Annotated in this window: 10 protein-coding genes and 3 pseudogenes; 5 read left to right on the top strand and 8 right to left on the bottom strand. The window is 34.8% G+C overall.

All coding sequences use genetic code 11. From position 1 onward, the window contains the following. Window positions 1-97: 97 nt before the first annotated feature. A complete protein-coding gene (locus FD26_RS09830; protein ID WP_057868251.1) occupies window positions 98-994 on the bottom strand; it encodes an NmrA family NAD(P)-binding protein in 897 nt (298 codons plus the stop codon). Window positions 995-1092: 98 nt separating this feature from the next. Beyond that, window positions 1093-2280, bottom strand: a complete 1188-nt coding sequence (locus FD26_RS09825; protein WP_235525355.1) for a GH25 family lysozyme — start codon at window positions 2278-2280, stop codon at window positions 1093-1095. A gap of 337 nt (window positions 2281-2617) precedes the next feature. Between FD26_RS09825 and FD26_RS09820 the strand changes: the two genes are divergently transcribed. Next, the gene (locus FD26_RS09820) at window positions 2618-3472 is read left to right on the top strand and encodes an alpha/beta fold hydrolase (RefSeq protein ID WP_057868249.1); all 855 of its coding nucleotides are present in this window, start codon (window positions 2618-2620) and stop codon (window positions 3470-3472) included. A gap of 150 nt (window positions 3473-3622) precedes the next feature. Here FD26_RS09820 and FD26_RS09815 read toward each other — a convergent pair whose 3' ends face one another. After that, on the bottom strand, window positions 3623-4585 hold the full coding sequence (locus tag FD26_RS09815) for a S66 family peptidase (RefSeq protein WP_057868248.1): 963 nt from the start codon (window positions 4583-4585) through the stop codon (window positions 3623-3625). Between the two features lie 207 nt (window positions 4586-4792). Here FD26_RS09815 and uhpT point away from each other — a divergent pair, with 207 nt between their 5' ends. From uhpT to FD26_RS09800, 3 genes are all read left to right on the top strand, one after another. Then, window positions 4793-6178 carry a hexose-6-phosphate:phosphate antiporter gene (gene uhpT, locus FD26_RS09810; protein ID WP_057868247.1) on the top strand — a complete coding sequence of 462 codons (1386 nt, stop codon included), beginning with the start codon at window positions 4793-4795 and terminating at the stop codon, window positions 6176-6178. Window positions 6179-6419: 241 nt separating this feature from the next. Beyond that, on the top strand, window positions 6420-7103 hold the full coding sequence (locus tag FD26_RS09805) for an SLAP domain-containing protein (RefSeq protein WP_057868246.1): 684 nt from the start codon (window positions 6420-6422) through the stop codon (window positions 7101-7103). Window positions 7104-7112: 9 nt separating this feature from the next. After that, the gene (locus FD26_RS09800; protein ID WP_057868245.1) at window positions 7113-7724 is read left to right on the top strand and encodes a hypothetical protein; all 612 of its coding nucleotides are present in this window, start codon (window positions 7113-7115) and stop codon (window positions 7722-7724) included. Window positions 7725-7786: 62 nt separating this feature from the next. Here FD26_RS09800 and FD26_RS09795 read toward each other — a convergent pair. The 4 genes and pseudogenes from FD26_RS09795 to FD26_RS09780 form a co-directional block, all read right to left on the bottom strand. Further along, a pseudogene (locus tag FD26_RS09795) lies at window positions 7787-8578 on the bottom strand (HAD family hydrolase). Window positions 8579-8694: 116 nt separating this feature from the next. Beyond that, window positions 8695-9701 (bottom strand): annotated as a pseudogene (locus FD26_RS11110) (alpha/beta hydrolase). Window positions 9702-9721: 20 nt separating this feature from the next. Continuing rightward, the gene (locus FD26_RS11105; RefSeq protein WP_057868244.1) at window positions 9722-10456 is read right to left on the bottom strand and encodes an SDR family oxidoreductase; all 735 of its coding nucleotides are present in this window, start codon (window positions 10454-10456) and stop codon (window positions 9722-9724) included. Then, a complete protein-coding gene (locus FD26_RS09780; protein WP_057868243.1) occupies window positions 10456-10953 on the bottom strand; it encodes a DapH/DapD/GlmU-related protein in 498 nt (165 codons plus the stop codon). The genes FD26_RS11105 and FD26_RS09780 overlap by 1 nt, the downstream gene beginning before the upstream one ends. A 111-nt stretch (window positions 10954-11064) precedes the next feature. Here FD26_RS09780 and FD26_RS09775 point away from each other — a divergent pair, with 111 nt between their 5' ends. Further along, window positions 11065-11943 carry a LysR family transcriptional regulator gene (locus tag FD26_RS09775; RefSeq protein ID WP_057868242.1) on the top strand — a complete coding sequence of 293 codons (879 nt, stop codon included), beginning with the start codon at window positions 11065-11067 and terminating at the stop codon, window positions 11941-11943. A gap of 42 nt (window positions 11944-11985) precedes the next feature. On the opposite strand, the pseudogene FD26_RS09770 reads toward FD26_RS09775, so the two are convergent. Further along, window positions 11986-12323 (bottom strand): annotated as a pseudogene (locus tag FD26_RS09770) (VOC family protein). Window positions 12324-12335 lie beyond the last annotated feature (12 nt).

The following is a 12335-nucleotide window of genomic DNA, read 5'->3' as shown; positions in this document are numbered from 1 at the left end:
CCGCCATCCACTTGATTTGACGAACAGCCGGAATTTAATTTAAAAATATTAAAGGCCCGGTCTATTGATTAATACAATCAATAAACCGGGCCCTTTTTTATTGCCAAGACCGTAAATGCTTTTTGACAAATTGTCGAAAATTCGTAGGTTCCTCACCCATAACTTGATAGTAAGTCGAACTCGTACGCTTAGCTAATCCTCGTCGAGTCATAAAATATAGCATTCCCATTACTTTGACATACTTTTTATCTAAACCTCTAATCTCAGTCCAATACCTCTGAACTACTCGAGAATTCAACTTAGGGTAAATAATTGAACGATGCAATTCTTCTGACATAATTTTGGCAACTTTATTATATCCAATTGCTTCTGGACCAGTAATCTCATAAGCCGTATTTTGAAAATTCATTGGTTCATGCAAAATTCTAGCAGAGAATTTACCTATATCTTCAGTATCAATAAAACTAGTCAGGACATTGCCAACCGGAACAATAATACGATTGAAATTTTTAATTTCTAAAGCATGAACGCCACTAATATTTTGCATAAAGAAACTGGGCCGAATAAAGCTGTACGGAATATGTAAATGTTTTATTTCTTTTTCAATTTTATAATGCGGTGGAATCGGATTATGTTCTATTCCCATTAAGGACAAGAAACAAATTAATTTAATATGATGTTGTTTTACTGCTTCAATGAAAGGTATTAAATCATGATAATCGCCCATATATGGTGGTCGCATTAAAAAAACTCGATCAACATTCTCTAAAGCTGGCTCAAATGTTGTTGTATCAGCGAAGTCAAATTTAACTTTATTAACTTCTTGACCAAATAATAACGTTAGCTTTTCAATATTTCTAGCCGCTACTATGACATTATCACCATTCTGCAAGGCATATTTAGCAACGTATTGACCAACATTGCCACTTGCCCCAGTTATTAATATTTTCCCCCAAATTTTTCCTCGATATTTTATATAATATACTTTTATCATACTCTTTAGATTAAAAAATAGGTCCTAATAATCTTTAAAATCATTGGAACCTATTTAATATAATGCTAATTTTCACAAATAAAATTCATAATTATATTTTAACTAACGACATAATTAGCAGCAACCCATTCATTTGTAGCAACACGATAATAAGTTACGCCATCAATATCCTTAGTCTGATCTGTTTGCCATGAACTATTATTACTCAAAGCACGATTAGAAATTGTTGTCACACTGCCATCGCTTTGAAGAGCAACTAACTGAACATAACTTCCAGACGCATTATTTACTTTAATAACATCCATATTTGAAGATGATGACTCTGTATCACTCGAACTATTGCCAGTTAAATATTTAGCATTAACCCATTCGTTTGTAGCAACGCGATAATAAGTAACACCATCAACATCTTTGGTTTGATCTGTTTGCCATGAACTATTGTTACCCAAAGCACGATTAGAAATCGTTGTCATACTGCCATCGCTTTGAAGGGCAACCAGTGGCACATAACTACCAGACGTATTATTAACGCTAATTACATTCGTATTTGATAAACTGGAATTGGTAGTACTATTAGAACCACTATTAGTAGTGGCAGAGTTATCGCCACTTGTATCGCCTGTGGATGTTGAACTGCCATTTGGTGATTCATAGCTGGTAAAGAAACTGTCATAAAGCTCTGAAACATCAAAATTTCCATTACTGCCACTAAAGGTATAACTGCTTGACCATTGCCAACCATGATTTGTTGTATACCATTCTTGACCCGTTGCATCGTAAGGATATGATGCAATCCAGCCTGAGTCAACAGTCATTACACTGCCGACCCATGATCCCATCGTATAAATAGTTGAACGATAGCCATATTTAGCAACTTCCGTCATAAAAGCTTTGTTGTCAGCGTCATTTTGTGCCTCAGATACTGAACTCTGTTCTGAACTTTCAACATCAGTAGCTAGTACAGCTCCAGCTGGCAAACCGTCTTCTTGAGCAAGCTTACCAGCATAATCAGCTTCAGCTATCGCACTGCTAACGCTATTATATCTAGCATAATGATAGCCATTGATATAAAGACCAGCAGCTTGAGCATTGGCGATATTACCTGCCGCAGTACTATCTTTAAAAGAAGTACCTTCACTAATTTTGGTAACTATCGCCTTTACGCCATAGTTATTATATATATCTTGGAAATTGGCAACTGTCATCGATCCGTTGTTGTTGGAAACATCAACCATATCAGCTCGAGCTGCCTCAACTGTTGTTGCGCAAAAGAACAGCGCAATCACAGAAACTACAGTACTGATAACTGCAATAACCCTTTTCTTTAAAACTATAAACCATATCTCCCTTTTGTTGCTTTAGCAACATAGGAAATTATAATTCTATTTACTTGACATTTATCAAAAGTTACAGATCTGTCTACAGAAAGTAATAAAGTCATCAAGTTGTAACTAAAAAGTAAAAATTTAAATCGTAATTCTTCCTTAAAATGACAATTATCTTTTAATGACAAATTTTATTTATCTTCCATTATTAGGAAGCTATTTCATGGCATCTTTCTATATTTGAGATTATACTTTTGGCAAACAAAGCTTTCCATTTTTTCTTAGAGGGTGTCAATAAATGAATCGAAGAAGTCACAATAAAAACCCGAATCTAAAATATTTAACAATTTTTGTTCTTACTTTAGTAATTCTAGGAATACCGTCCTATATTTGGACCAAAAAAAACGTTACTAGCTTAGCAAACAGATATCATCCCACAGTAACTCCTGTTATTATGATTCCCGGAAGCAGTGCTGATGCTACTCATTTTGACAATTTAATTTCAACAGTTAATCAACAATATAACGAACATCATAGTTTGTTAAGAGTCACTGTAGGCGTTAATAATCAGATTTCATATAGTGGCAATTACTCTACCAAGGACAAACATCCTTTTGTTACTATTGGTTTCGAAAACAGTCAAGATGGCTACTCCAACATAAAAAAACAAGCTGCTTGGTTAAATATAGCCTTTAAAGACTTAAAAAATAAATATCATTTTAATAACTTCAATATTTTTGGGCATTCTAATGGAGGGCTTATTTGGACTTATTATCTTGAAAACTACTTCAAAAAATCTCCTATCAATATCAATCGCATGATGACAGTAGGAACTCCCTACAATCTTGAAAGCTCCGATAAAGATCATACGCAAATGTTAAAAGATCTAATTAGTCAGCGCCAAAACATTCCCACTGAGATGACCTATTATTCAATCGCTGGTACTAAACATTATGAAGACGATGGTATCGTACCTTTGTCAAGCGTATCTGCTGGTAAATATATTTATGAAGATCAAATCAAAAACTATACTTTAGTCGTTCTTACCGGTTCAAATGCTGAACACTCCGATATGTTAGCCAATTATCAATTCATTACACTGTTTCACCAATACTTCATTAAAAATACTCTCCAAAAAAACTCATCTCAATAGAACGTAATTAATTGAGACTACGAAAAAAGAGCTAATGACTATAATATAAAAAAGTCATTAGCTCTTTTCGAGTTTAAAATGAAAAATTATGCGTAACATAAGTTCCAACCGAATTTTGATTTTTGTGAAAGGCAGCACTCTTTAACAACCTCAATAGTTACTAAATGTGACATTCATCTCCTGAGCATTAAAGCTGGCTTGGGCCCCTAGAGGTGTCGTTATCATTGGAACGGTATGACAGGAATCATAATCATAAATAATTGGAACTGGATTATTGCCTAACACTTCTCGCAAAATATCAATCGGCTGTCGACCTGTCTGCAAATCATCAAACATGGCATGCTTGCCTAAAATGATTCCTTTTACTTGACGATAAACGCCTAGATTATTGAGCATGGCAAAGTTCTTCTCAGCAATGGCAGCATCTTTTTCTGCATCTTCGATAAATAAAAGATCATTTTTAGTAAACTTAGGAAAATACTCTGATCCGATTATTCCTGCTATTGTATCCAAATTGCCACCTAAAACGCGACCAGTTAAAACCGATGAATTAACATATCCCCAGGAATTAATCTGCATCTTTTTATCTCTTTCAAAATTGTTCCAATTAATTGCTTCGTCAGTCCACATCTTGGGAGCTTGGATTGTGACTGATGTGTTTTTATTACTAATAATTTCAAAAAAATCTGACCAAGTTTGATCGACAATTGGCGAAAATTCTCCAAATGAAGCGACTAGTGCGGGTCCATACAAAACTCGACAAGCCGGAGCTTTAACTTCAATTGCTAACAACAAGGCGGTTGCATCCGAATAGCCAACAATTGTTTTAGGATGAGTCTGTAAATAATCGAAATCAATTTCAGATAAAATAGCGTTGGTATTAAGTCCACCAATAGTAGCCATTAAAATATTTATTGAGTCATCATGGATCAATTGGTTAATCTCTTCAGCTCGTCGTTTTATAGAACCGGACCGATAAAAATCTTGTTGACCTGTTAAATTTCCCGCTACTAAAGTAATTCCTTTTGATTCCATAAAACGTTCAGCTCGTTGAAATCTAGTTGGTGAGATATTAGTGATCGGCGTTGAACTAGAAAAGAACCCTACTTTCATAATCATTCCTCCTCGACTTAAAATGAGAATACCACTTTTTACTGATTTGACAGCATTTATTTGCATTTTTTCTTGTTATCGAACCGGTTCGATAAACTAGAATAAAAATGGTTAAGTAAAATAATATATATTATTTTTTAATATTCATATTTTTAATTGAACTATACTTAACTTTAGCAACAATCGCAATTTGAGGGGGAATTTATTATGTTGCACTATTTTGATTTGAAACGACCAGCTAAATTGGGACTTTCAATTGACGAACAAAAGCATCGCTGGTTTCGTGAATTTTTAAAGTCATTTCTAGTCGTTTTCTTTGTTTATTTCTGTATGTATTTAATCAGAAATAATCTTTCTGCCGCTCAACCATTATTGGTTAAGCAAGGTATTTCTACTACCGCTTTAGGTTGGATCGGTTATGGTTTTTCATTAGCTTATGGAATTGGTAAAACAGTTCTTGGCTATGTAGTTGATGGCAAAAACACTAAAAAGTTCATGTCATTTCTATTAATTTTAGCCGCCATTATGACTCTAATTATCGGTGTCGCTTTGTTAATGAATCAAGCACCGGTAGGATTAATTTTAGTTCTCTGGTCATTGAATGGTATTTTTCAATCTCCTGGTGGTTCTGCTTCACTCTCAACCATTTCTAGATGGACTACTACCACAACCCGTGGTCGTTATATTGGTATCTGGAATATTTCTCATGAATTTGGTGGAGCCGTGGCTGGTGTTATCGCTCTTTGGGGTGCTAATCATCTCTTTAGCGGCAACGTCGGTGGTATGTTTATTTTTCCTGCTATTATTGGTTTGATTGTTGGTTTCTGGGGTTTGTTTTTCGGAGCTGATGATCCTCAAGAACTTGGTTGGGACGCAAGTGAAGTCATTTTTGGCGAAAATGTTTCTAAAGCTGATGAATCAGCTGCCAAAATGAGTAAATGGACTATTTTTAAAACTTTTGTTATGAAAAGTCCTTGGGTTTGGTTGTTATGTATCGCTAACGTATTCGTTTACGTTGTCAGAATCGGTATCGTTAACTGGGCACCGCTTTACACCGTTCAACAACTACACTTTACCGTCGCTCAAGGTGCTAACACCCTTTTGCTTTTCCAACTCGGTGGAATTATCGGTAGTGTTGTTTGGGGTTGGTTCTCAGACTTACTAAAGGGACGTCGTGCCGTTGTTTCGATTATTTGTTTAGCATTGACTGCCTTCGTTGTTTTAGGCTATCGCTACGGAACAACACCAATGATGATCAACACTTCTCTATTTTTCTTAGGTATGTTGATTTATGGTCCACAATTATTAATTGGTGTTTCCGTTATCAGCTTTGTTCCTAAAAATGCTTTGAATGTTTCCGACGGTTTGACTGGAACCTTTGCTTACATCTTTGGTGATTTAATGGCTCAAGTCGGATTTGCGGCTATTGCTGATCCTAAGGCTAACGGTTTGTCATTCTTCGGTATGAACTTGCATGGTTGGAATGATACCTTTATCGTCTTCTACATCGCAGTTGTTCTAAGTATCATCGTCTTAGCAATTATTGCAATTGGTGAAGAAAAAAGAATTCATCAACAACTAGCAACTAAGTAATTTGCTATAAATATCAACACAAAAAGAGATAGAAACTCCACACTTTATGGAAATTTCTACCTCTTTTTGTTTAAAAACAACCTGTACTATAAATTTATCTAGGACAAGGAAAATCTTTAAAAAGTATCTTAAAAGCACGTTAATGACCAAAAAAATGCTTTTTATGACTGTTTTTATCGTTTACTTTTCTATATTGTAAAATAGAGTTAGGATCAAAATTCATTTAAAGGGGATCTTTATAATGTCTAAGAAAAGAATTTTATTAGCTTCAACGTTGGCAATTTTAATTGCTCCAACAATTTTAGGTACTATGAGTGCCCAATCCGCAACTACCGTCCAAGCTGAATCAATGGAATTGAATGGATACACACTTAACAATCCAATTGGTACTGTGACTTACGGTGGAGCTTATACCTATGATAGCAATGGTAACAAATCCGGTAATTTTCTTAGTGGTAAATCATCATGGAAATTAGGAAAATCTATTTTAATCAATGGTCAAAAATATTATGCTGTCGGAGCTAATGAGTACGTTAGCGAATTGAATATTGATATTACTGATGGCATGCCTGTTTACAATCCTGTTTTTATTAAGGATTCTAATGGAGCTACGGGAACGCTTAAATATGCAGCTAGTGTTGTCGATTCACATGCCAATGCTACTGGTCTTACTCTTCCCGCCAATTCCGCTTGGAAATTAGGTGGAATGTTCTCCATCAATGACAATCTATACTATCAAGTTGCTACAGATGAATATATCTCATCATCAGCTTTTAATATAAATGAATCTACAACAACTACTCCAAGCGACGTTACTCCAGAAAATACTTCTATCGGTTTAATGATTGATACTCAAATCTTTGACGATAATGGTAATCCTACAGGTAAATATTTACCAGCAGGCAGCGTTTGGCATACCGACTAATCAAAATCAATGAATAATTATACATATTATCGTGTAGCACCAAATCAATGGGTTACAAGGGGTAATGCGTCATCATCGACAGTTTTCGGCAACGGTCCCATCACTATTACTCTATCTAAAGCTACTCAACTTTATGATGCTTCCACTAATACTTACACACGTACTCTTCCAGCTAACAGCTCTTGGAAAGCCTATAGTGCAGTAAGCAATAAAAACAATCAAATATTTGTCAAAGTTTCTACTAATGAATGGCTTCCAGTTGATGGAACAAATCTAACTGCCTTTAATACCTTTGAACAAATAGCAACTTATGGAACGACATACCAGGCTGATTTTGCCGTAAACTACGATACTAATAAAACAATCGTCGCTAATTTGACTAAAGATCAAAGCGTTTACGACACTTCATCTAATTCCATGACCAGAACTCTTTCAGCTGGTTCTTCTTACAAAATCAGTCAAGTTGTTCGCAACAATAAAAATGAATTCTGGGGTAAAATTTCCAATAATGAATGGCTCTTAATTGATGCTAATAATATGAATATGAGCTATGGCGATATGGATTCTATTCCCAGCATAGCCATCAGTGAACCAGATTTTGCAACAAATATTGTTAAATAATAAAATATTAATAAAAAACAGGTTCTGATGATTTTTATATAATCGTCAGAACCTGTTTTTAGTTATAATTCATCTTTAAAATAATCTTCTAAGAACTTAGCTAAACCATCTTTAGCATTAGTTTCAGTTACATAATTAGCCTGTTTCTTTACTTCTTCCAAACCATTACCCATAGCAACTGAGTACTTAGCTTCATGCATCATTCCCACGTCATTCATTCCGTCACCAAAGACAAAAGTATGGTCAAAATCAACACCTTGTTCTTTTTGAATTTGTTTGACAGCCGTCCCTTTATCAGTACTTAAAGGTATCATCTCAATATTATCAGGTCCAGATGATGACAATCGCAAGAGATCAGTAACCATTAATTTTTCATTAGCTTGCTTAAGTTCCTTTAAATTGCCTCGACTTAAAATAACTCCATTAGTTATTTCATTTTCTACTTTTTTTAATTCCGCCAAATTTTTAATCTCTTTATAACCAAAAGATTCATCAAAATTACCAGCATTTTGAGCAATAAAATGAGGAATTTTTTCAGTAAAATAAGCTTTCTTGGGCGTAAATAACATCATTGGCAACTTATCAACTTGCGTTACCTGATAGGCCAACTCAACCGCTTTGGCGCCTAACAAAGTTACTTCTCGACCAGCCTTTCCATCAAAAACTGCTCCATTAGAAGTAACTAATCGTACATTAGGATTCAAGAGATTTTGAGTAATTTTAGCCAACTCATACATTCTTCCAGTAGAAATATAAAACATAACATCATGTTTTTATAGTCGTTCAATTGTTGCCTTGGTTCGTTCTGAAATATGTTTATGATCACTCGCTAAAAGGGTTCCATCTAAATCCATAAAAACTAAATATTTTGGCATTGCTTCTTCCCTCATGTATAAATTTATATACACTATTGTAGCAAAAATATTGTAATCGGTTACTATATTGATTTAATTATTAATAAAAATAATTTTTACAAATTTTCTTTAAAGAAATTGGCAAACTTATCAAAAGGAATAAAATTCATCTGATCATACAAATCAGTATGAGTTGCCCCTGGTACAATAACTAATTCTTTAGGATCTTTTAGACGATTGTATGATTCTTCAGCCATATAACGAGAATGAGCTTTTTCTCCTGTCACGATTAAAACCGGGCGTGGTGAAATCTTATCAATGTGTTGTTGTAGTGGAAAATTATAATAACCCAATGGACTTGTAGCTGTCCAAGCAGCTGCAGAGTTAACTGAACGAGGATGAAAGGCACGACCACGATAATAATTAAAGAATTCTGTAGTCACGGAATCTGCATTTTCTGGTAAATTTTCAGGGAAAAGTATTCTTGATTGTATTGGATTATTATTTCATCAAATGGCATTTCATGCAAACCACCGGCAGGTTGTCCGTTTTCGGCATCCTCCCAACGTTGATCAGCTAAAACTTTTTTCTCGATTTCGCATTGTTCTTCTGTCTTAGTATTATTCAATCCATTCCACATTGAATCGGACATATCATACATTACTGATGTAGCAACTGCTTTAATTCGAACATCAATGGAAGCTGCAGTTAAAACATGACTACCTAGGCCACAGATTCCAATGGCACCAATTCTTTCACGATCGACAAATTTTTGTAATCCCACAAAATCTACTGCGGCTGAAAAATCTTCCACGAAAATATCTGGGGAAGCAACATTTCTTACACTTCCAGAGCTTTCTCCAGTTGTTGATTGATCAAATGCTACAGTCACAAAGCCCTTTTTTGCTAATGTTTGCGCATATAGCCCACTTGATTGCTCTTTAACGGCTCCAAAGGGTCCCGAAATAACAATTGCTGGATATTTTTTGGTACTATCAAAGTTTAATGGTAAATAAAGATGTCCGGCTAGAATAAATCCATAACGGTTTTTAAAACGAACATTTTGTACTTCAATTTCTGGATCAATTTTAAAAACTCTTGTATCATTTGCTAACTTACTCATATTTTGTTTCTCCTTTTTTATTATATATCTTGTTTAATAGGTCGAATAATGACTTCATTTACATCCATATTGGCAGGTGAATCAATGGCAAAAACAACAGACGACGCAATGTTATCTGCTGATAATCCAATTTGTTTTTCCACTTCAATTTCAGCCTTACGGTTATCTTCATTTCCAATTGAATTATATAATTCCGTAGCAACAGAACCTGGTGAAATAATAGTTGTTCTAATATTATTTTTATGCTGTTCCTGACGTAGACCTTCCATAATAGCTCTTACAGCAAACTTAGAACCATTATAAACCGCCAAATTAGGAATCACGACATGTCCAGCGACAGAATCAGTTGCTAAAATGTGTCCCTCTTTTTGTTTAACCATAGTTGGCAATACAGCTGCAATACCATTCAAAACGCCCATGATATTAACATTTAAAATTCTTTGCCATTCCTCATGAGCTCGATTGATCAAAGCATTCACTGGCATTACACCAGCATTATTGTATAAAACATCAATTTTTCCAAACTTTTTAATAGCTGTCTTTGCCAAAGCTTGAACTTCTTCCGCTTTAGTAACATCCACTCTTTGAACAATAATGTCTTCATCCGGAAATTCTGATTTTAATTTGTTTAACCTATCAATTCTTCTAGCACCAATAACCAATTTAGCATGTTCTTTTGCTAAAGCTCTAGTTGTTGCTGCACCGATACCGCTTGAAGCACCAGTGATAATAATAACTTTATCTTTCACACTCATTATTTATCCTCCAATATTCTTTTAGCAGGGTTCCCAGACATAACTGTATTTCTTAAAACATCCTTTGTAACGACAGCCCCCGCTTTAATTTCTGCATTACTTCCAATAGTGATTCCCGGTAAAATTATGGCTCGTCCACCAATTTTGACACCTTTTTCTATCTTAATCGGACCTATCTTTTGATCACAATCACAAGTCAGCAAGGAGACACCTGGGCCAATAACACCCCCTTGATCAATTGTTATGCCACCAATATCAGACATAATAACGTTACAATTAATAAAAACATCCTTAGCAATCTGAATTTTTCTGCCATAATCTGTATAAAATGGCAATCGAATTTCTGAACTCTTTGCTAATTGATATCCTAAAATTTCACTCAATAACTGTTTAGCTTCGTTTTGACAATGTCGCTCGGTATTCAAATGCTGTAAAAGTCGTTGATTTTGTAGCATTAATTTCTGTTCAACTGACGATAATGTACTTATCCAAGTCATGCTCCACCCTCCTTGCTACTGATTGGAATCAGTATAATACCCCTTGAGAAACATGTGAAATACTTCTAAAATATGGTTATCTATAATTAAAAACTATGGAAGGAGAAGCTTATGGAATTAAGAGTTTTACGCTATTTTTTAGCTGTTGCTCAGGAAAAAAACATTACTCATGCTGCTGAAAAATTATTAGTATCGCAACCGACACTTTCTAAACAACTATCTGATTTAGAGGCTGAACTAGGTACAAAATTATTTATTCGTGGACATAAAGAAATAACTTTGACTTCCGAGGGAGATTACCTTCGTTCCCGTGCTGAAGAAATAATTGATTTAACTGACAAAACTTTTACTAATATTCAAACTGATCAAGTAATAAGTGGTGAATTGACTCTCGGCGCCGGAGAAAGTATTGGTATGAAAAGAATCATCAATGTCATTAGTGGCATTACTCAAGATTACCCGGATGTCAAAATTCATTTGGTTAGTGGCAATGCTGATGAAATGGAGAGTATGTTGAACCGAGGAACATTAGATTTTGCTGTATTGATGGGCGAAAGACCATTAGAAAATTATCACTACCTAAAAATCCCCGAAATGGATCAATGGGGTATTTTAATGTTAAAAGATAACTTGCTAGCTCAAAAAGAAACTATCAATCCAACTGATTTAATTGACAAGCCCCTTCTTCTCTCTGCCCAAGCATTACAAAATCATCGTTTTCAGGATTGGTGGGGAAATCTTGGGCCTCAAATGAATATCATTGGAACTTTTACCCTAGTTTATAATGCTGAATTACTAGTAGAGAAAAATGGAAGCTATATGATCACTTTCAATCATTTGATCAATAATTCTCCTACTCAAAATCTGATTTTCCGACCATTAGCTCCAAACCTATTCGAACCTATTACCGTAATTTGGAAGAAAAATACTGTTCAATCAAAGGTTAATCAGCTTTTCATTCAACGCTTAAAAGCCTCATTAGACAATTAAAATACCCACCTAGTAATCTAATGATTATTAGGTGGGTATTTTTTAAACCGTTAATTCAATCTGATTTCCTTCAGGATCACAAACAACGCTTTCATAATAGCCATCCCCAGTTACCCTAGGGCCACTAAGATGTTTATAACCAGCTGCCGAGATTTCTTTTGTTAATGAATCAACCTTTTCTTTAGAACCAAGTGCCATAGCAATATGCATATATCCTAATGGATTCCAGATTCATGATGCTTATTCAAATCATCTCTCGTTCCAATTTCCAAACGTGCTCCATCTGGAAAGGTCAAAAAGATAGATGAAAAAGTCGTAACTGGATTATTATACTTAGCTGAAGCACTGGCCTCAAAGAATGTTTCGAGAGCGTAAAATATCTTGTGTAAATG

Origin of the sequence: Companilactobacillus crustorum JCM 15951 (genome assembly GCF_001434585.1) — a bacterium.
GTDB lineage: Bacteria > Bacillota > Bacilli > Lactobacillales > Lactobacillaceae > Companilactobacillus > Companilactobacillus crustorum.
This window is presented reverse-complemented; position numbering and strand designations above follow the sequence as displayed.